Annotated in this window: 20 protein-coding genes; 13 read left to right on the plus strand and 7 right to left on the minus strand. The window is 63.7% G+C overall.

Annotated features, from left to right (window positions below):
• Positions 1-37: 37 nt before the first annotated feature.
• The 4 genes from ACFVSJ_RS23010 to ACFVSJ_RS23025 are packed head-to-tail and all read left to right on the plus strand — an operon-like array spanning position 38 to position 1694.
• Positions 38-517, plus strand: coding sequence for a type II secretion system F family protein (locus ACFVSJ_RS23010; RefSeq protein WP_387439453.1), 480 nt, complete (start codon positions 38-40; stop codon positions 515-517).
• 25 nt (positions 518-542) lie between these two features.
• On the plus strand, positions 543-944 hold the full coding sequence (locus ACFVSJ_RS23015; RefSeq protein WP_387439432.1) for a DUF4244 domain-containing protein: 402 nt from the start codon (positions 543-545) through the stop codon (positions 942-944).
• Positions 941-1321, plus strand: a complete 381-nt coding sequence (locus ACFVSJ_RS23020; protein ID WP_387439433.1) for a TadE family type IV pilus minor pilin — start codon at positions 941-943, stop codon at positions 1319-1321. The genes ACFVSJ_RS23015 and ACFVSJ_RS23020 overlap by 4 nt, the downstream gene beginning before the upstream one ends.
• Positions 1314-1694: an Rv3654c family TadE-like protein gene (locus ACFVSJ_RS23025; protein ID WP_387439434.1), complete on the plus strand. Its 381-nt coding sequence runs from the start codon at positions 1314-1316 to the stop codon at positions 1692-1694. Before ACFVSJ_RS23020 ends, ACFVSJ_RS23025 begins: the two co-directional genes overlap by 8 nt.
• 8 nt (positions 1695-1702) lie before the next feature.
• On the opposite strand, the gene ACFVSJ_RS23030 is transcribed toward ACFVSJ_RS23025, so the two are convergent.
• Together ACFVSJ_RS23030 and ACFVSJ_RS23035 are read right to left on the minus strand one after the other, a co-directional pair.
• Positions 1703-4045, minus strand: a complete 2343-nt coding sequence (locus tag ACFVSJ_RS23030) for a DEAD/DEAH box helicase (protein ID WP_387439435.1) — start codon at positions 4043-4045, stop codon at positions 1703-1705.
• A gap of 81 nt (positions 4046-4126) precedes the next feature.
• Positions 4127-4822, minus strand: a complete 696-nt coding sequence (locus tag ACFVSJ_RS23035; protein WP_387439436.1) for a GNAT family N-acetyltransferase — start codon at positions 4820-4822, stop codon at positions 4127-4129.
• A 116-nt stretch (positions 4823-4938) separates the two neighbouring features.
• Here ACFVSJ_RS23035 and ACFVSJ_RS23040 point away from each other — a divergent pair, with 116 nt between their 5' ends.
• A complete protein-coding gene (locus ACFVSJ_RS23040; protein ID WP_387439437.1) occupies positions 4939-5835 on the plus strand; it encodes a rhodanese-related sulfurtransferase in 897 nt (298 codons plus the stop codon).
• A gap of 9 nt (positions 5836-5844) precedes the next feature.
• Here ACFVSJ_RS23040 and ACFVSJ_RS23045 read toward each other — a convergent pair whose 3' ends face one another.
• On the minus strand, positions 5845-6378 hold the full coding sequence (locus tag ACFVSJ_RS23045) for a hypothetical protein (RefSeq protein WP_387439438.1): 534 nt from the start codon (positions 6376-6378) through the stop codon (positions 5845-5847).
• Positions 6379-6430: 52 nt separating this feature from the next.
• On the minus strand, positions 6431-6874 hold the full coding sequence (locus tag ACFVSJ_RS23050) for a DUF6023 family protein (RefSeq protein ID WP_387439439.1): 444 nt from the start codon (positions 6872-6874) through the stop codon (positions 6431-6433).
• Between the two features lie 92 nt (positions 6875-6966).
• Between ACFVSJ_RS23050 and ACFVSJ_RS23055 the strand changes: the two genes are divergently transcribed.
• The 7 genes from ACFVSJ_RS23055 to proC all read left to right on the plus strand — a co-directional run bounded on the left by ACFVSJ_RS23055 (position 6967) and on the right by proC (position 15817).
• Complete coding sequence (locus ACFVSJ_RS23055) at positions 6967-8625, plus strand: methyltransferase (protein WP_387439440.1); 1659 nt, start codon at positions 6967-6969, stop codon at positions 8623-8625.
• A 74-nt stretch (positions 8626-8699) separates the two neighbouring features.
• Positions 8700-9332, plus strand: coding sequence for an ArsR/SmtB family transcription factor (locus ACFVSJ_RS23060; RefSeq protein ID WP_387439454.1), 633 nt, complete (start codon positions 8700-8702; stop codon positions 9330-9332).
• Between the two features lie 111 nt (positions 9333-9443).
• A complete protein-coding gene (gene topA, locus ACFVSJ_RS23065; protein WP_387439441.1) occupies positions 9444-12167 on the plus strand; it encodes a type I DNA topoisomerase in 2724 nt (907 codons plus the stop codon).
• 61 nt (positions 12168-12228) lie between these two features.
• Entirely contained in the window at positions 12229-12681 is a 453-nt protein-coding gene (locus ACFVSJ_RS23070; RefSeq protein ID WP_387439442.1) for an SseB family protein, read from the plus strand.
• A gap of 71 nt (positions 12682-12752) precedes the next feature.
• Positions 12753-13859: a Ppx/GppA phosphatase family protein gene (locus tag ACFVSJ_RS23075; RefSeq protein WP_387439443.1), complete on the plus strand. Its 1107-nt coding sequence runs from the start codon at positions 12753-12755 to the stop codon at positions 13857-13859.
• Position 13860: 1 nt separating this feature from the next.
• Positions 13861-14694: a sugar phosphate isomerase/epimerase family protein gene (locus ACFVSJ_RS23080; RefSeq protein WP_387439444.1), complete on the plus strand. Its 834-nt coding sequence runs from the start codon at positions 13861-13863 to the stop codon at positions 14692-14694.
• Between the two features lie 292 nt (positions 14695-14986).
• The gene (gene proC, locus ACFVSJ_RS23085) at positions 14987-15817 is read left to right on the plus strand and encodes a pyrroline-5-carboxylate reductase (protein ID WP_387439445.1); all 831 of its coding nucleotides are present in this window, start codon (positions 14987-14989) and stop codon (positions 15815-15817) included.
• An 18-nt stretch (positions 15818-15835) separates the two neighbouring features.
• Here proC and ACFVSJ_RS23090 read toward each other — a convergent pair whose 3' ends face one another.
• Both ACFVSJ_RS23090 and ACFVSJ_RS23095 read right to left on the minus strand, forming a co-directional pair.
• Positions 15836-16522 (minus strand): potassium channel family protein, encoded by a 687-nt coding sequence (locus ACFVSJ_RS23090; RefSeq protein ID WP_387439446.1) that lies wholly within the window; start codon positions 16520-16522, stop codon positions 15836-15838.
• Positions 16515-17948, minus strand: a complete 1434-nt coding sequence (locus tag ACFVSJ_RS23095; protein WP_387439447.1) for a TrkH family potassium uptake protein — start codon at positions 17946-17948, stop codon at positions 16515-16517. Before ACFVSJ_RS23095 ends, ACFVSJ_RS23090 begins: the two co-directional genes overlap by 8 nt.
• 102 nt (positions 17949-18050) lie before the next feature.
• Here ACFVSJ_RS23095 and ACFVSJ_RS23100 point away from each other — a divergent pair, with 102 nt between their 5' ends.
• Positions 18051-19277: an acetoin utilization protein AcuC gene (locus tag ACFVSJ_RS23100; RefSeq protein WP_387439448.1), complete on the plus strand. Its 1227-nt coding sequence runs from the start codon at positions 18051-18053 to the stop codon at positions 19275-19277.
• Positions 19278-19289: 12 nt separating this feature from the next.
• On the opposite strand, the gene ACFVSJ_RS23105 is transcribed toward ACFVSJ_RS23100, so the two are convergent.
• On the minus strand, positions 19290-19766 hold the full coding sequence (locus ACFVSJ_RS23105; protein WP_387439449.1) for a hypothetical protein: 477 nt from the start codon (positions 19764-19766) through the stop codon (positions 19290-19292).
• Between the last annotated feature and the right edge of the window lie 216 nt (positions 19767-19982).

Below are 19982 nucleotides of genomic sequence, written 5' to 3' on the forward strand. Positions count from 1 at the left end.
CTCCCGGCTTATGCCTCCCGGCGATGCCGACGGGTCCATGCACCCGGGGGATGGGTGGTCCAGCGCTCCAGGGAACAAGGGAGAAGGACTCAACGACGTTGCCATGATGCTGGAGTTGGTGGCTTCCATGCTGGACGCGGGCGCAGGTATTGGGCGGGCCCTGGAACTCATCGCGCGCAGTTCCGTGCCGACGGTAGGTGCCTCGTTGAAGCCGGTGGTGGCAGCCTTGTCCATAGGTGCGGACTGGGACACAGCGTGGCAATTGCCGCTTCACCCCGCCCCGGAAGTGCTGCGGCTTCGTGATGCGCTGGCGTTCGCCGCGCTGACCGGGGCTCCGTCCGCGTCAATTCTTTACGCGCAGGCAGCCAGGGAAAGGCGGGAGCAATTCCGTGCCGCGGAGAAGCGTGCAGCCGCTTTGGGGGTGAAGCTGGTTGTCCCCTTGGGCCTGTGCTCGCTTCCGGCCTTCATTTGCCTGGGAATTGTTCCGGTCCTCATCGCCATGCTCCCGGGAGCCTGAGTTCCATCCTGTTGTCCTCCACAGCGTGCGCCGGTCACGGGTTATCCACTTGCGGGGAGCGAAGCGTTCAAGGAGGGCGGCGGATGCGGAAGAGTCGAGGGAACCGGAGAATCCTCCGGATTACGTGAAAGGAATTACCGTGAACTCACCAACCAGCACACTCACCGGACGCCACGCCCAGCAGGCTGATTCGCATGGGCTCACTGCGCCCGGCACAAAGCCGGACCGCAACGAACAGGACCGCAAAGACAAGCTGCGCCTGCGGAACCGACTGGTCGAGGGCGAAGCAGGCATGGCCACCGCGGAATACGCCATCGCCACCCTTGCCGCCGTGGGACTGGCTGGCCTCCTGGTTGTCCTCCTGCGCAGCGACGAGGTCCGAGGGTTCCTCCTCAACCTGATCCGGACCGCGCTGTCCCTGCCATGAGCAGGAAGCCGGGGGCGGGGCAGGCTGGGGCCATCACAGCCGAGTTCGCCGTGGCCCTCCCTGCCGTGGTCCTGCTTCTGGCGTTCCTGCTCGCGGGCGGGGCTGCAGGCCTGACCCAGTTGCGGTTGGAGGAAGCAGCCCGGGCGGGAGCCCGTGCCTACGCACGAGGTGAGTCGGGAGAGGCCGTGGAGGGCATCGTGCAGCGTATTGCCGGGGAAGATGCCGCGGCCAACATTGCCAGTGATGATGGCTGGGTAAGGGTCAAAACCTCGGCACGGACAGGCGGAGGCTTGGGAGTCCTGATCCCTTGGACCTTGAGCGCCGACGCAGATGTCCCGCAGGAATCCTCGGAAGCCGGGGGACCCGAGGATGGCTGAATCCACCACGCACAGCAAAGCAGGGCGGGCACCCGACCGCGAAAAGGGTTCCGGGACCGTCCTGGCCCTGGGATTGGTGGCTGTGGCGATGGCACTGTTCGCTGGGTTGTTGCTCCTGACCCAGGCTGCGGTCATGGCATCGAAGGCAGCAACGGCGGCGGATCTGGCCGCGCTCGCAGCAGCAGATGCAGCCCGGGGTCTGGCGCCGGGCGAGCCGTGTGGCGCCGCAGAGGGCGTGGCTGCCCGGAACAATGCCCGGGTTACGTCGTGCAAGGTGCTCAGCGGCGATGTGGTTGAGGTGGCCACCGAGCTCTCCCAACCCTTTTCCTTTGGGGTTGCCGTGGGCCGGGCCAGAGCCGGCCCACCACCCTAAAGCCCGCGTCAGACGGCGTCTTTCAGCAGGACATCGAGGAGCGTGATGGCGGCTGCCTTGTCCAGGGGGTTGTTCTTGTTCCCGCATTTGGGGGACTGGACACAGGACGGGCAGCCGGCATCGCACTCGCAAGCATCAATGGCTTGGCGGGTTGCGGTGAGCCACACCTTGGCTTTTTCGAATCCACGTTCTGCGAACCCTGCGCCACCCGGGTGCCCGTCGTAGACGAAGATCGTTGGAACTCCCGTGTCCGCGTGGAGTGCCGTGGACACGCCGCCGATGTCCCAGCGGTCGCTGGATGCCACCAATGGGAGGAGCCCGATTGCTGCGTGCTCGGCGGCATGCAAAGCGCCCGGAAACTGGGCTTCAACCAGGCCCGCACCGTGCAGCGAACGGTTGTCCACCACAAACCACACGGCCTTGGTGAAGAGATCCCTGGCCCCAAGGTCCAAGGGTTCTTCGCCGAGGATCTCATTCGAAATCAGAGCCTTTCGCTGGAAGGAGACCACTTGGGTAGTCACTTTGACGTCGCCAAAGTGCACTGTGATGTCACCCCATTGGACCGAGCGCGATGTCTCCAGCACTTCGATCTGGGTGACGTCCCTCGCCGTCGTATAGAAGTCCGGGTTGACGCGCCGGACCATGACGCAGTGGTCGCGTTCATTGAGTTCCTCCACGAGGTAACTCTCCCCCTGATGCACGTATATCGCGCCGGTATGCGCCTGGTAGTGCGTTTGCGGGGAATCCATGGTGCCAAGGAGGGATCCCGTTTCGGCGTCCACAATGCTGACGGGTCCACCGCCGTCGGCGCGGAGGTTCACCATGCCTGCGGCACTTTCCGAATGGGTCCAGAACCAGCCGGCCGGACGTTTGCGGAGGTATCCCTGCGCCACCAGCCGGTCGAGGAGGCCCTCAGCGGTGCTCCCAAAAAGCTCAAGTTCGGCGGGGCCGATGGGCAACTCGGCAGCTGCCGCGCACAAATGCGGGCCGAGGACGTAGGGATTCCCGGGGTCGAAGACCGTGGCTTCAACCGAAACGTCGAAAATCGCTTGTGGGTGGTTCACCAGATAGGTGTCCAGGGGGTCGTCGCTGGCTACGAAGGCAGCGACCGCATCCTGCCCTGCACGCCCAGCCCGGCCGATCTGCTGGAAGAGCGATGCGCGGGTTCCGGGCCAGCCGGCCACCAGGACGGCATCCAGCCCGGAGATGTCGATGCCAAGCTCCAGGGCAGAGGTGCTCGAAACCCCCAACAATTGTCCGGATCTCAAAGCCTGTTCAAGGGCCCGCCGTTCCTCCGGCAAATACCCCGAGCGGTAGGCAGCAACCCGGCCGGGCAGGCTGGGATCAACCTCGTCCAGCAGCCGTTTCGTGATGGAGGCTATGGACTCGGCACCGCGCCGCGACTTGATGAAGGCGATGGTCCGGACCCGGGAAGACACCAGGTTGGCCAGGATGTCGGCGGTTTCGGCCACTGCCGTCCTGCGTTGCTTGGCGCCGTTTTCGCCTTTGAGGTCGGTGAGTGCAGGCTCCCAGAACGCCACGGTCGTCGACCCATGTGGCGAGCAATCTTCGGAGATTTCCCTGGCAGGAGCACCGATGAGCCGCCCGAAGGACACTCCAGGATCGGAAGCCGTGGCGGACGCAGCGATGAAGACAGGTTCCGGAAAGGACGTGCCGGCACCGTAATAGGCGCAGATCCGGCGAAGCCTCCGCATCAGGTTGGCCACATGGGAGCCGAACACTCCACGGTAGCTGTGGGCCTCATCAACAATCACGTAGCGGAGCCTGCGGAAGAACTTGGCCCACCATGCGTGATTGGGCAGGATGCCGAAGTGCAGCATGTCCGGGTTGGCCAGAATGAAGTTGGCATGGTCACGGATCCAGCGCCGGGCCGCCATGTCTGTGTCGCCGTCGTACGTTTCCGCCCTGACCGTGGACAGGTTCAGCGAGCGGATGGCGGCGAGTTGGTCCGCGGCCAAGGCTTTGGTGGGGGAGAGGTACAGCGTCACAGCGCCGTCGTCGTGGATCTTTCCAGGTTCGGACAGGACACGAAGTCCGGAGCGATGGATGGCATCGAGGGCGGGCAACTGGTAGGCAAGGGACTTGCCGGAGGCCGTTCCCGTGGCGATCACCACGTGTTGGCCGTCGTGGGCGAGCCCCGCCGCCTGGACTTGATGGCGGTACGGTTCGTGTATTCCCAGGCCCTGGTACGCCGCCACGATGTCAGGATGCACCCATTCGGGCCATGGCTCGTTGACGGCCTTGCGTGCCGGAATGGTGTGGACGTGGCGCAGCTGCTCAGGGTCGGGAGTTCGGCCCAGCAGGGAAATCAAGGAAGTTGGTGCAGCCACCAAATCATTCTGTCACTCCCGCGCAAACCGGCGGCGGCACCCGGACGAGGGGCGCCGTCGGACAAAACCGGGCAGCCGGGTTCAGGCCGCGGAAAGATCCGAACCGCCGGTGGTGCTGACGGACATCATTAAGACGTGGCACACAACGTCCCAACCCAGATGGGAGTACAGCTTCTGGCCGTCCAACGAGGCCAGGAGAAGCCCGTTTTGTACGTCGTGGGCGAAAGCCTGCGCGGCCAGGGCTTTCATGATGAAACTTCCAAGGCCGCGGCGCTGGAAGGCTGGTTCGGTGACGATCTTGTCGAAAACCGCGGTGCCGTTGACCACGAAAACCCGGCCACTTGCGGCAACCTGTTCTCCTGAATGGACCACGGCGTAGTGCACGCCGTTGGACTCGGACGTTGCCAGCTCCAGATCGTCGTCAGGCAGCCAGGGATCCTCGGCGTCCTGCGTTTCCATGTCCACGATCATCATGGTCTGGGATGCCGAATTGACGGTGAGGCCGTGCTGTTCTGCCAGGTACTTGTACCGCTGGACATCGTTGGTGAGGACCGTCAGGATCCGGGTCTCGGCCTCGGCCGTCTTGGCGGCCAACGTTGCGAATTCTTCGTCGGAAGGATCGTGGGCGAAATACTCCCAGTCGCCGGTCTTGTCGGCGCGGAGTGCGGCAGGGAAACGTCCCTCTTGACGCGATTCATAGCCCCGGCAACCGGACCAGCCGGCCACCCAGACTTCCAAGAGGTGCGCGATGTCTTCAACCAAGGCGTCTGGACTCATGTAGAGAGACTATGCCAGCGCTCCTGTAAGCAACAGAGCACGCAGGCCACGGCATTTCCTGCTTATGAAATTGTGACGTCGCCGCGCGATTGTAGTGCACCAAGTACCCTTTAACGGTGGCTTTGAACCGAATTGTGCTTTTCTACGGCTTTACTCCGATCGCCGACCCTGACGCCGTGCGTCTATGGCAGCGTGCCCTTTGCGAGAAACTGGGGCTCACCGGCAGGATCCTCATCTCGAAGGACGGGATCAACGCGACGGTGGGCGGCGAGCTGAACAACATGAAGCAGTACGTCAAGACCACCAGGGAGTACAAGGGCTTCCACGGCATCGACTTCAAGTGGTCGGAGGGCGGCGCGGACGACTTCCCGCGCCTCAGCGTCAAGGTCCGCGATGAAATTGTTTCCTTTGGCGCCCCGGGTGAACTGCGGGTGGACAACAACGGCGTGGTGGGCGGCGGCAAGCACCTGCAGCCCGAAGAACTGCACACCTTGCTGGACGCCAAGAAGGCTGGTGGCGAGGACGTCGTCTTCTTTGATGGGCGCAACGCTTTCGAGGCGCAGATCGGCAAGTTCAAGGACGCGATCGTCCCGGATGTCGCCACCACGCACGATTTCATCAAAGAGTTGGACTCAGGCAAGTACGACGCCCTCAAGGACAAGCCGGTTGTCACATACTGCACGGGTGGCATCCGCTGTGAAGTGCTCTCCAGCCTCATGGTCAACAGGGGCTTCAAAGAGGTCTACCAGTTGGATGGCGGGATCGTCCGCTACGGCGAGACTTTCAAGGACCAGGGCCTCTGGGAGGGTTCCCTGTATGTCTTTGACAAGCGCATGCATGTGGAATTCAGCGACGACGCCAAGACCATCGGCGAGTGCGTCCGATGCTCCGCCCCAACCAATAAGTTCGAGAACTGCTCCAACCCAAGCTGCCGGACGCTGACGCTTTACTGTGCCGGGTGCGCCTCGGACCCTGCGACGCTGCGGTGCCCCGGAGGCTGCGAGGCGGCCTGATCGCCGAAGTCAAAGACGGCTGACGCGGTAGGCGAAGTTGGCGTCGGACCTGGCTCCGACCGTGATGTTCAGGATGGCGTCTTGATCCAACTGCACAACGCTCACTCGGGCGTTGGTGCACCCCAGCGTGAGGTCCACAAGGTCGGATTCGCCCATCCGGACGGTGAAGGTGACCCGCCTGGTCCCTCGGCACGCCAGCGTGACGGCGTAGGTGCCGCCGGGCAACTGGACGGTCTGTTCGGTCCTTGATTCGCCCGGACTGAGGTAGCCGCTGCTTGAGTAGAACGATCGTCCCTGCGATTCCGGCAGCGCCGACTTGGCCCATTCCTCCAGGGCGTCCCCCGTAACGGTCTGCTGCAGGGAAGGATCGGGAGGGAGCACCACATTGCTGCCCGCCGGCGCCGTGGCACTGTCCTGCGGCGTCCCACGGTCGTCGTAGGTGTATTCGCAGCCCGCCAGGCTGCCGCCCAAGCCGAGCAAAAGTACGACGGCGGCACTGGCCAGTCGTCGCGACGTCACCGAGCCAGCCAACGCGCCGCCCATGTTCTGACTTTACGCTTGCGCGCCCGGCGGCCATATAGGGAGGGCGCCGGAGTCAGCCCGCTGCCGGAACCACCTGGTAGGCGAAGATCAATGGTGCGTCGACGCTGCTTGTGGAAATGCTGAGGGACCCTGAGGCGGGAACCTTGATCTTGGCCGCTTCGCGGCTGCCGTTGCACGCGGCGCCTGCATCTGCAATCTGCTTTCCACCGGTGCTGACGGCGAAGAATGCCTTGCCACCTCCATCGCACGCCATGGTGAGGGTGTAGGTTCCGGCGGGCACGCTGGTTGTGTCCTTGACGATCGGGTCCCGGTTCAGGATCTTCCCTGAGTCCTCCAAGACAACGCCGGTAGCGGCTGGCAGCGCTTTTTCCTTCCAGGCGGGCACGTCGGCGTGGGCGATGTCCACCGGCTGCTGGCAGGCAGTGACAGCCAGCAGCGTTGCTGCGGCGATGGCGCCGAGACCGGTACGGAGCCTTGTGGAGGAGAAGATGAGCATGATTCAACGCTACCGGGTTTCGGAAGGCCGGCTTTTCCACATAGCCCAACGAGCCGGAGATGCATTGGGAAGAGCGCCAATAGACTTGCAGCGTGAACCAAACCCCAACAGCCTTTACTTCCGGTGTCACCGCCGACGCCCCCCGCAGCGATAGCCCGGCACTTCTGGCGGCGCTCGCCGCCGGTCTGCGCGCCATCAATTACACGGTCGACGGCGTCGCAGACTTCCTCGGTGAGTCCGCGTACGCGGCACTCAGCAGGGACCAGCTGATTCCGGCGCTTCTTGTCACCGACAGGTTGGCACGGACGGACGACCCGGGGTTGCGGGCGTTGTCGGTCATCGTTCGGCTTTGGCTCCTGGCTGTTCCGCAAACGGCCAGCGATGTAGACGCCGCAGTGCCGGGCGTGGGCTCTGCCGGATTGGCGGAACTTGGATTGGTCAACGTAGCCGACCACGCCGTAACGGCGAAGGTGGACCTCCGTCCCTACGGGTGGGACGCCAACGCCGATGGCACCGGTGGAGCGGAGCTCTGGGTGGCCAGCGACCTCGCGGCCCACCAACAAGCGGGTGTCCTGAGGCACGATCACGTGCTGGGGATCGGACAAGCATCCACCACTCTTGTCCAAACGACCATCAGGAAGCACACCCAACGTGCTTTGGACCTCGGCACCGGGTGCGGAATCCAGACCTTCCATTTGTTGCACCATTGCGAGCACGTCACCGCCACGGACATTTCCGAACGGGCCCTGGCCTTCACGCGGTTCAACCTTTTGCTGAATGCCTCCCAACTTGGGCTGGACCCGGAGGACCTGGAAGCACGGGTGAGCCTCAGGCTCGGCTCGTTGCTGGAGCCGGTTGCGGGGGAGAAGTTCGGCCTCGTCGTGTCCAACCCACCTTTCGTGATCACTCCAAGAACCAGCAGTGAAACCACCGCCGATCAGTTCACGTACCGCGACGGCGGACTGCCGGGAGACGATATTGTGTCCTCGCTGGTCAAGTCCCTCGGCATGGTCTTGGAGCCCGGTGGAACGGCGCAGATGCTGGGCAACTGGGAGATCACCTCCGGCGCTGGGTGGCGGGACCGTCCGGCATCCTGGCTGGACGGCGCCGGCATGGACGTCTGGTTCATCCAGCGCGAACAAGTCGGTCCGGAACAATACGCCGAGACGTGGCTCCAGGACGCCTCCGAAACAAGGGACCGTGTCCACTACCAGGAGGCGTATGCCGCCTACCTGGCCGACTTTGCAGCGCGGAAGGTCGAGGGCATCGGTTTCGGCATGATCTGGCTGCGCCGCCCGTCAGCGGAGGCGGACGTGCTCAACTGGTTCGAGGAAATCACTTACCCCATCGAACAACCGATCGGTCCCCATCTCGGAGCCGCCGTGGACCGCGCCGACTGGGTTGCCGCCAACAACATCGCCGAAGCCCATCTGGTTGTAGCCGACGATGTTACCGAGGAACGGCACCAGCGCCCCGGGGCTCCGCACCCAGGCGTGATCCTCCTCAGGCAGGGCGCAGGGCTGCGACGGACAAACTTGCTCAGCACGGAGCTGGCCGGCTTCGTCTCCACGTGTGACGGCGAATTGTCCGTAGGCCAGATCGTCACGGCCCTCGAGGTGCTCCTGGGCGGGGGAGAAGACTTTGATGCGGAGGCCTTCCGTGACGGGCTTTTCAGCGATGTCCGGAACCTGGTCCGCGACGGGTTCCTGCTCCCTGACGCCAACCAAGCCAACCCGGAGGGTGCCGCGTGACGGCAGCTCACACGCCGCGCACCATCAGCACCAGCCCTCCGGCAAGTGACCCTGATTACACTGATGAAGTGAGTGTGAACAACGAGGCATCCGAGGCAGCAGGCGGAGCTCCGCGCCGTAAAAGGGCCGAAAAGACGGTTGAGATCACCGATCCCAAGGCCATCCGCGCCCTGGCCCACGCGGCCCGGTTGGAAGTCATCTCGGAGCTCTACGCTACGCAGGTGAGCCACACTGCCACGGAACTCGCGGCCAGGACGGGCCTCACGCCCAGCGCCATGAGCTACCACCTCCGTGCTCTGCAAAAGTGGGGAATCGTGGCTCCGGCGGAAAACGCCGGCGATGCCAGGGAGCGTCGTTGGAAAGCTGCCGGCACCGACTTCACCATCTCGGGTGGCAGCGTAGCCAGCCCGGAGATCGCCGTGGTGGACCTGGAGCTGGATGCCTTCAGGCGCAGGGCTTCCGCGTTCGCCAAGGCGAGGGGTGAGCGCAAGCAGCGGGGAGACACCGCGGAGGAACCGGCAGCGGTGGTCCTGTCCAGCAACCTGCTGTATCTGACCAACCCGCAGCGCAGAGAGCTTTCCGATAGGATCCGTGAAGTCATCCGGGAGTACGAGCTGGAGGATCCCACGCGGATTCCGGAGGGTTCGGAACGTGTGGCCACCCTGTGGTCGATGATCCCGGATGACCGCCAAGCCCCCGGCCAGTAACCCTCCCAAGCCGGCCCGGATTTCCGGCCAAAACGCAGAATTCTGCAAATTATGGTGAACTAGGCCAATATGGGCACCAGCCCAAGTACACATTTTTTCTGTAGGAGCATCGTGCCCAGCAAGGCAAAAACCGGCAAGAAACTCGTGATCGTGGAGTCTCCGGCCAAGAGTAAGACCATCGCCAAATATCTTGGCGAGGGCTTCATCGTCGAGGCATCGATCGGCCACATCCGCGACCTCCCGCAGCCGTCCGACCTCCCTGCAGAACTGAAGAAGACGTCCCTCGGCAAGTTCGCGGTCGACGTCGAAAACGACTTCAAGCCGTACTACGTTGTCTCGCCGGACAAGAAGAAAAAGGTTGCCGAACTCAAGGCCCAGCTGAAAGACGCTGACGCCCTCTACCTCGCAACCGATGGGGACCGCGAAGGCGAAGCCATCGCGTGGCACCTCCTCGAGGTGTTGAAGCCCAAGGTCCCCGTGTACCGCATGACCTTTGGTGAAATCACCAAAGAAGCGATCCACCGGGCCATGGATAACCTCCGAGACGTCGACACCGCCTTGGTGGATGCCCAGGAAACGCGCCGTATCCTGGACCGCCTCTACGGCTACGAGATTTCGCCCGTCCTCTGGCGGAAGGTGGCCCGGGGCCTCTCGGCAGGCCGCGTGCAGTCCGTTGTCACCCGCATGGTGGTTGACCGTGAGCGGGAACGCATGGCTTTCCGTGCGGCCTCCTATTGGGATCTGACGGGCCAGTTTGGCGCGGATTCGGGCTCATTCAAGGCAAAGCTCGCCGCCGTGAACGGTTCCAAGGTGGCCACCGGCCGTGACTTCAACGACGACGGCCAACTCACCTCCTCCAACGTGGTTCACCTCAACGAGGAACTGGCCATGTCCTTGGCCGCCGGGCTGGAGAACGCCGATTTCCGCGTCCGTTCGGTAGACACCAAGCCGTACACCCGCCGTCCGGCCGCGCCGTTCACCACGTCCACGCTGCAGCAGGAAGCCGGCCGCAAACTCCGTTTCTCCTCAAAGAGCACCATGCAGGTGGCCCAGCGCCTGTATGAAAACGGCTACATCACTTATATGCGTACCGACTCGTCCGCGTTGAGCGACGAGGCCGTCACGGCGGCCCGCCGCCAAGCTTCCGAGCTTTACGGCCCCGAATACGTCCCGCAGGGTCCGCGCGTCTACGCCAACAAAGCTGCCAACGCCCAGGAAGCCCACGAGGCCATCCGCCCCGCCGGTGACTCCTTCCGCACTCCGGCACAGGTGGCAAAGCAACTCAGCGGCGACGAGTTCCGCCTTTATGAGCTCATCTGGAAGCGCACTGTGGCGTCGCAGATGGCCGACGCCAAGGGTTCCACCGCAACCATCCGTTTGGGTGCGGTGGCAGCAGATGGCCGGGATGCCGAATTCTCGGCCTCCGGTACCGTCATCACGTTCCCGGGCTTCCTCGCTGCGTATGAGGAAGGCAAGGACGCGAGCCGCGAAGACGACGATTCCGACGAGGCCCGTCGCCTCCCCAACGTTGCCAAGGACGACTCCTTGACGGCTTCGGACATCGTTGCGGTTGGCCACGAAACCTCGCCACCGCCCCGCTACACCGAAGCCTCGCTCACGGCTGAACTGGAAAAGAAGGGCATCGGCCGCCCGTCCACGTACGCGTCCACGATTTCCACCATCCAGGATCGTGGCTATGTCCGGAAGCAGGGCTCCGCCCTGGTCCCAAGCTGGATCGCTTTCTCCGTGATCCGCCTGCTGGAGCAGCACTTCACGGACTACGTCGATTACGAGTTCACGGCTGACATGGAAGGCGACCTGGACAAGATCGCCAACGGCCAGGCCATTGGTGCTGCCTGGCTCAAGCATTTCTACTACGGGGAAGACGCCGATCCTGGCCTGTTGAGCATCGTCAACAACCTGGGCGAGATCGACGCCCGCGAGATCAATTCCGTGCCGATCGCGGACGGCATCACCCTGCGGGTGGGCAAGTTCGGCCCGTACCTGGAGAGCACCATCCCCACGGTTGACCAGAAGACCGGCGAGGTTGTGGAGTCCGCGCGCGCCAATGTCCCCGAGGAACTGGCACCGGATGAGCTGACGGCTGCCAAGGCCATCGAACTCATGGAGACGGCGGCACCTGAGGAACGTGTCCTGGGTGCCGATCCGCACACGGGCCACACCGTTGTGGCCAAGAACGGCCGCTACGGGGCCTACGTTACCGAAGTCATCCCTGAGATGACCGAGGAACAGTTGGCCAACCTGCCGGTGGAGTATTACAAGAACGGCAAGCCCAAGCCTCCGAAGAAGCCGGTGAAGGCGAAGCCGCGCACGGGTTCGCTTTTCAAGTCCATGACCGTGGACACCATCACCCTTGAAGAGGCCTTGCAACTCATGAGCCTTCCCCGGGTGTTGGGGGAGGACTCCGAAGGCAACCCCATCACGGTCCAGAACGGCCGCTTTGGTCCGTACCTGAAGAAGGGCACGGATTCGCGTTCCATTGGGTCCGAAGAGGAAATCTTCACCATCACGCTGGAGCAGGCCTTGGAGATCTACTCCCAGCCTAAGCAGCGTGGTACGCGTGCCGCTGTGCCGCCACTGGCCGAGTTCGGTCCGGACCCGGTCTCGGAGAAGAACATCGTGGTGAAGGAGGGCCGCTTCGGCCCGTACATCACCGATGGTGTCACCAACATTACGGTGCCCCGGTCTACCTCCCTTGAGGAGCTCACCAGGGAGCGTGCCATCGAACTCCTGGCTGAAAAGCGTGCCAAGGGTCCGGTCAAGCGGACCACCACCCGCAAGGCGCCTGCCCGCAAGGCGGCGGCAAAGAAGTAGGCAACCTGGCCGGGACGCACCATGAATTGCGTCCCGGCCGGCATCATGGTCGAGTAGAACCATGACTGAACAGACAGTTTCACCAGACAACGCCCCCTTGAACGACTTGGAAGCCAAGCTCGCCTTGGCCGAACAGCCGGACGCGAACCCGGTGGATGTCATTCTCGCGTTCCTCAACAACGAGGTCTACCTGGTCAGCTCGGAATCAGTGGACGGTCCTGACTCTTCCGTGGAGCCGTTGGTGCTCTCCAACGCGGACGGACAGCCTGTCCTGGCCGTCTTCAGCCACCCCAGCCGCGTCGACGAACGATTCCTGGAAGCGGCACCGCATGTCCTGGGCACTTTGGGTTCGGCCATCCTTGGCAACATTGGCGACGAACTCGGCTTGGTCATCAACCCGGGAAGCGAGCACGGCTTCGAAATCGACCCCGAAGGAATCGCGAATATCCGCAGGGACTTCAAGCGTGCCGACGAAGTCGAAGGCTCCGCCGATCAGCAGGCAACGGAACAATAGGACACCCGCGCGTCAGCGAAACGTCGCCGCCAAGTTGCTTCACGGGCTTCGAATCGGTGAATAATGGCAGAATGCGTCTTGGCGTTCTCGACATCGGTTCCAACACCGTCCACCTGCTGCTCGTGGATGCCCACCCTGGCGCGCGTCCTGTGGCTTTTGCGTCCCACAAGCGCCCGCTGAGCCTGGTCCAGTACCTCGATGAGGACGGCAACATCAACGATGCCGGCCAGCATGAACTGATCGAGTTCGTCCTTGAGGCATGGGAATTCGCCGCCCGCCACAAAGCGGAAGACCTGCTGGCGTTCTGTACATCGGCCATTCGTGAAGCCACCAACGGCGCCGAGGTGCTGGCCAGGGTAAAGCACGAAACCACCGTGACCCTGCAGGAACTGACCGGCAGCGAGGAAGCGTCCATGACCTTCTTCGCAGTCCGCCGTTGGTATGGCTGGGGCGCAGGTCCCATCCTGGACCTGGACATCGGCGGTGGCTCCTTCGAAATGGCGTACGGAACGGATGAACTGCCGGAGTTCGCCACGTCGGTTCCCCTCGGTGCAAGCCGCCTGACCAGGGACTGGCTCCACGAAGATCCACCAACGGCCAAGAGCGTCAAGGAACTGCGCCGCTACATCCGTTCCACGCTCAAACCCGTTGTCCGCGAATTCCATCAACTGGGCCGGGCCAACCTGGTGGCCGGAACGTCCAAGACCTTCAGGTCCCTGGCCCGCATTGCCGGCGCAGCCCCCAGCGCTGCCGGGCCGTACGTGAAGCGTGAACTCCACGCCGCCGACCTGGGCCTGTGGGCCCAGCGGATCTCCGCGATGACCGTTGCCGACAGGCTTTACCTCCCAGGTGTCTCGGACGCCAGGGCACGCCAACTCTTGGCCGGAGCGTTGGTGGCCGAGGCCGCCCTGGAGCTGTTCGAGTTCCCCAAAATGGAGATCTGCCCCTGGGCCCTCCGCGAAGGCCTGATCCTGCGCCGCCTCGACCAATTGGTTTTCGAGGAAGCCCTGGACCCGGCCCCGCATGTGGGCAAGCGGAAGAAAGACAAGTCCAAGAAAAAGGCCAAGGAAGACGGGAAGGACCAGGAAGACCACCCCATCAAGGAATTCCCGGTCCCTGTGAACGATCCCGCGCCAGCACCCATCCCAGCCCCCGCAGCAGGCGGGCTGGCCTCCTGAGATGAGTACCGACGTCGAACCTGTTGCCAACAACCACCAGATACCGGTGGCGCTGTCCAGCGCGTCGGTCTATCCGCTGAGCGTCCATGACGCCTTCGCCGTCGCACAGGACCTGGGATACGACGGCGTCGAAGTCATGGTCACCAACAACGCAGTCAGCCAGAACCCGGATGCCCTCATCCAGTTGAGCCACCGTTACAAGCAGTCGATCGTTTCGATCCATGCGCCAACCCTGCTCCTGACGCAGCAGGTGTGGGGATCCGCCTGGAACAAGATTGAGCGGTCCTGCCAGATGGCCAAGGAAGTTGGTTGCGACACTGTGGTGGTCCATCCGCCGTTCCGCTGGCAGTCGAATTACGCAGAGAACTTCGCCGAGGGCGTCCGCGAAATCGCGGCAATGTACCAGGTGCACATTGCCGTGGAGAACATGTACCCGTGGCGGGTCCGCGGCCGTGAGGCTGTGGCGTACCTGCCGCATTGGGACCCGCTGGGGCAGGATTACGACGACGTCACGTGGGATTTCTCGCACGCCGCAACTGCGGGGGCCAACAGCCTGGAAGCGGTTCAGGCCTTGGGCAGCAAGCTTCGGCACGTGCACTTGACCGACGGTTCGGGCTCGGGCAAAGACGAGCACCTGGTGCCCGGAACCGGCACGCAGCAGTGCGCCGACGTCCTCCAGCACCTGGCGTCCAACGGCTTCGATGGCGTTGTAGTGGCTGAGATCTCCACGCGCAAAGCGAAAGTCGCCGGGGAACGCGAGGAAATGCTGGCTGAGACGTTGCGCTTCGCCCGGCAGCACCTGAGTGTTCCGCTGGTCCGGAGCCTCGACAGCTAGGCCAAAAGTCGCGGGTACGGAAACCGCAGGCTGGCAGGGTCCTTAAAAGCGAAAGCACCGGCGGCCGAATCGGGAAATGGGGGAAAACCCGCCCCGGCCACCGGTGCTGCTGGCGGACATCCCCATGCCCGCCTCATCACTCGCACCCTCAATGAGGTAACTACTAAGTTACGGACCAAGATTGGGCGCTGCCTGCAATAATCTTGGGAACAAGCTGTGAATCCTGGACTTCAGCCCGTGCAATCGCAGGCGGCGTTCGACCCGCCCAAGCACCAACTGCCATGATGGAGCCATGAGCAACCGAATCGCATTCCTTGGCTGTGGATCCATGAACGAGGCAATTCTGGCAGGCCTTCTTGCCGCCGGTGCCGATCCGTCCAATATCGTCGCCACGGTTCGTCGCGCCGAGCGGGCCGAGGAGCTCGCGCAGCGGCACGGGGTCATGGCGATCGCCGGCGAAGAGGATCCGGACAACAACAAGCTGGCCACGAAGGGCGCCGATATGGTGATTCTGGGCGTCAAACCCGTTGGCATTACGGGCCTCACCCGGGAAATCAGCCCGGCCCTGGGCAAAGACACCGTCGTCGTCAGCGTTGCCGCAGCGGTCTCCATTGCCCAGATCGAGGCCGCGCTCCCCGAGGGCCAGCCGGTGGTCCGCACCATGCCGAACACGCCAGCCAGGCTGGGACGCGGCGTCGTTTCCGTGTCCGCTGGAACGCACTGCACCCCGGAACAGCTGGAACAGACCAAGAAGGCACTGGCGGGCGCGGGCACCGTGGTGGAGGTGCCCGAGGAACAGGTGGACGCCTTGTCCGCGATCAGCGGCTCCGGTCCGGCCTACGCCTTCTACCTCGCTGAAGCCATGGCGGCAGCCGGCGTCGAGCTTGGCCTCGACCAGGAGCTTTCAGTCATGCTGGCCCGTGAAACGGTTGCCGGCGCGGGCTTCATGCTTGCCGAGCCCGGCGCGGACCCCACCGCCTTGCGGGTTGCGGTGACCAGCCCCAACGGCACCACCGAGCGTGCCATCGCGGCGTTCGACGACGGCGGGATCCCCAAGATCATCGCCGATGGCGCCCGCGCGGCCGCTGCCAGGGCAGCGGAGATCACCAAGCAACTCGGCTGACCCAGCCCACAGCAGCCGCTACGGCCGCGCCGCGAAACGCTCCAACAGGTCCACGTGTCCGGACACGATCAACATGTCGTGTCCGGACACTTTGGTTTCCGGACGTGCATACGTGAAGTCCTCACCGGGGGTCTTCACGCCCACTATGGTCACGCCGTACTTTGAGCGGACCTTGGATTCCTCCAGCGTGAAGCCCACGGTTTCCTTGGGCGGGTACATCTTGACGATTGCGTAGTCGTCGTCGAACTCGATGAAGTCCAGCATGCGCCCGGAGACGAGGTGGGCCGCGCGGACACCGGCGTCGGCCTCGGGGTAGATGACGTGGTTGGCGCCGATCCGGCTGAGGATCTTGCCGTGCGAGGGTGTAATGGCCTTGACCCAGAGGTGCTGGATGCCCAGGTCCACGAGGTTCACGGTGATCAGTACCGAGGACTCGATCGACGTACCCACGCCCACCACTGCCGAGCTGAATTCCTGGGCACCTAGCTGGCGCAGGGCATCGATGTTGGTGGCGTCCGCCTCAACCACGTGGGTGAGCACCGGGGCCCATTTCTGGACCAGGCTGCGGTCGCGTTCAATCGCCAGGACCTCACGGCCTTGCTTGACCAACTGTTCGGCCGTTGCCGATCCGAAACGGCCGAGGCCGATCACCAGGACCGGCGCGTTGTGGGCGGGGCGGTTGGCCGCCCCCTGGGTGCTAGCCAATGATTGGCCTCTCTTCCGGGTAGTGGAACAGCTGGCTGCGCTGGCGCAGGGCCAAGCCCGCAGCAAGGGTTACGGTGCCGACGCGGCCGGCAAACATGAGGGCTGTGAGGACATAAACGCCCGACGGCGGCAGCTCGGCACTGAGGTTGGTGCTCAGTCCCACGGTGGCAAAGGCGGAAATGGTTTCAAAGAGCACCCGGTCCAGTGAAGCGCCGCTGATGGACAGCAGCAGGAAGGCTGCGACGGAGACCAGGGTGGCGCCGGCTACGATCACCGAGATGGCCACCCGCATGGTGCCCTGGGGGATGGTGCGGCCATAGACCTTGACGTCGGCGTCGCCGCGGGCCTCGGCCACAATGGCGAGGAACATGACGGCAATGGTGGTCACCTTGATGCCACCGGCCGTGGAAGCGGAACCGCCGCCGGCGAACATGAGCGCGTCCGTCAGCAGCATGGTGGTGGATTCCATGTGGTTCTGGTCCACAAGGTTGAAACCACCGGACCGTGTCATCACGGAAGCGAAGAGGGAATGGATGATCTTGTCGCCCAAATCCATGTGGGCGATGGTCCGCACGTTGTCCCACTCCATCAGCGCCCAAAGGACCGTACCCGCCAGCAGCAGGATGAAGGACACCTGGATGGTCAGCTTGGTGTGGAGGTTCCACTTCTTCCAGTTCAGGCCGTTTTGCTGGAGCACCATCACCACGGGAAAGCCGAGGCTGCCCAGGAACACGCCAAGCATGAGCGGGATGAGGATCCAGAGGTCGGTCTCATAGGGGACGATGCCGTCCGAGTGAGGTGTGAAGCCGGCGTTGTTGAACGAAGAAATCGAATAAAAGACCCCGTGCCAGACGGATTGCCAGAAAGGTTCGCCGAGGAGCATGAACCGAGGGATCAGTGCCAGCGCCAAAGCCGCTTCAATGACTACGGACGTCACAATGACGATCCGAAGCAGGGTGCCCACTTCGCCGAGGCGTCCCGCGTTGTTCATGGCTTCCTGGGCGATCAGCTTTCCACGGACCCCCAGCCGCTTGCTGACCATGAGGGCCAACAAGGAAGCGAGGGTCAGGGTGCCCAAACCACCCACGAAGATGCCTATAAGAATCACGAGTTGCCCGAAGAAGGACCAGTGCGTTGCCGTTGAGACGACCGTCAGGCCGGTGACGCAAACACTGGAAACAGCCGTGAACATCGCTTGGTGCAGGGGCGTCGATTCGCCGGACGCTGAAGAGACCGGGAGGGCCAGGAGGCCCGTGAAGAGGAGGATAACTACTGCGAACGCCACCAGGGCCAGTCGCGCCGGCGAGGTGTTGGCTATGTTGTCGATGAAGTCGCGTGCGCGGGTGAAGATCCACAAGCCTTCACGTTCCGGCTGGCCTGGTTGCCAGTTGGCCGGGGCGGTGGACCGCGACTGGCTTTGAGACATGGCGCTCTTCCTCAAGTGAACATACTTTCCTGAGTAGTAAACCACTATTCGGCTGCCGTAACCGGGCAGGAAGGCACTGCCGCCTCAGGTAGCCTGTTCTGGATGAACTCCACGCTTGGAACAGCTGCTTCAGGCATCACCCGTTCCGCACTGCCAACGACGGTGGTGTGGGACCCTGCCATGACCGCGTATAACTTCGGGCCCGGACATCCCATGGCGCCCCAGCGGCTGGAACTGACAGCAAGACTGGCGGAATCCCTGGGCCTGTTCAACCACAGCCATGTGGCCGTCGAGGCACCTGCGGTGGCTACCGACGTCGAACTTTGCTCGGTCCACAGTCCCGACTATGTGGCGGCCGTCCGCCGGGTCAGCGCGGACCCGTACTGGCCTGACGAGGAACGCGGCCTGGGCACCGAGGACGATCCCGCGTTTGCGGGCATGCACGAGGCAAGTGCCCGGCTGGCCGGCGGTTCGTTGCTCGCTGCAGATTCCATCCTGGATGGCTCGGCCATCCGTGCGGTCAACTTCAGCGGCGGCATGCACCACGCCTCGCGCGAGCGGGCAAGCGGATTTTGTGTTTACAACGACGTCGCCATGGCCATCCAGCGGCTGCTCGACGGCGGCGTGCGGCGGATCGTTTGCATCGACGTCGATGCGCACCACGGCGACGGGACGCAGGGCATTTTCTGGAACGATCCCCGGGTCATGACCATTTCCTTGCACGAATCCGGCCTGACGTTGTTCCCCGGGACCGGCTTCGCCAATGAAACGGGCGGCCCCGATGCTCCCGGCACGGCCGTCAACGTGGCGTTGCCTGCCTTCACGGGTGACGCCGCATGGTTACGGGCCTTCCACGCGGTGGTCCCGCAGCTCGTAGGGGCTTTCCACCCGGAGGTGATCGTGAGCCAGCACGGCTGCGACTCGCACCGCCTGGATCCCCTCACGCACCTCAACCTCAGCGTCGACGCCCAGCGCGAGGCGGCCAGCGCCGTCGGCAGCCTCGCCGCGAGGTACTGTGACAACCGATGGATTGCCACCGGTGGCGGCGGCTATGACGTCACGGGGGTTGTGCCTCGTGCGTGGAGCCACCTGATCGGCATGGTGACGCAGCGCGCGGTGCCGCTTGCAACGCCCGTCCCCGAAGAATGGCGCACCTACGTCAAGGAAAAGTACGGGGTGTGGGCGCCCGAAACCATGGGCGATGACGTGGACATCTGGTGGCGTTCCTGGGAGGTGGGGTACGACCCCGCGGACCAGGTGGACAGGACGGTTATTGCCACCCGCAAGGAGATCTTCCCGCTCTACGGCCTGGATCCCTGGTTCGACTAACCACCGAATGGGCTAGGCGTCGGTCTTCTCCGTTTGGAACACCACCCCCGCCGCTCCCACCAGCCAGCCCAGCAAAGAGAGCGCGAATGCCCCGATGAGGTCGGTGGACGCCTGGCCTTTGAACAACCAGAGCACCAGGACCAGCATGCCCATGGTCATGTAGACCATGATGGCGAAGATGACCCGGCCCGAGAGGCGGGTGGCCACCTGGACGGGGTTGATGAGCGGACCGGAGTCTCCGGCTGTGGCGTTGTCCCTTTTGACTTCGGAGATGGTGAAGCCCAGGGCGGAAGCAGTGAGTGAACTCAGGGACGTCGCGAGGACCCCAGCGGCCGTGACCAGGGCGCCGTTCAACTCAGGTGCCTCGGCCGCGCCGGTCGGCACCCAGGTTCCAACCCGGAGGAGCACGGTGGCCCAGACCAGGACGAACAAAGCCAGGAACACCGCTGCGATGATGTCGAAGATGTGCCGCCTGAAGAAGTCAGTCATTGCCATGCACCCCGTGCTGTTGGCGGCCGGGGCCTGGGAGCCCGGACGGACCGTGACAATCGTTGTAGCACCGGCCCTTCACGTGGTCAACGATCTGCGGACGCGATGGCAGAAACAAGGGCCTGTTGCCTCATGTCAATACCTCCGGGAACTTTGAGTCGTTGCCTCATAGGTAAACCTCCGGCTGTCGTGGTGGTTCCATTGCTCGTTGACGGC

The sequence above is a fragment of the Paenarthrobacter sp. NPDC058040 genome (genome assembly GCF_042885775.1).
Lineage (GTDB): Bacteria > Actinomycetota > Actinomycetes > Actinomycetales > Micrococcaceae > Arthrobacter.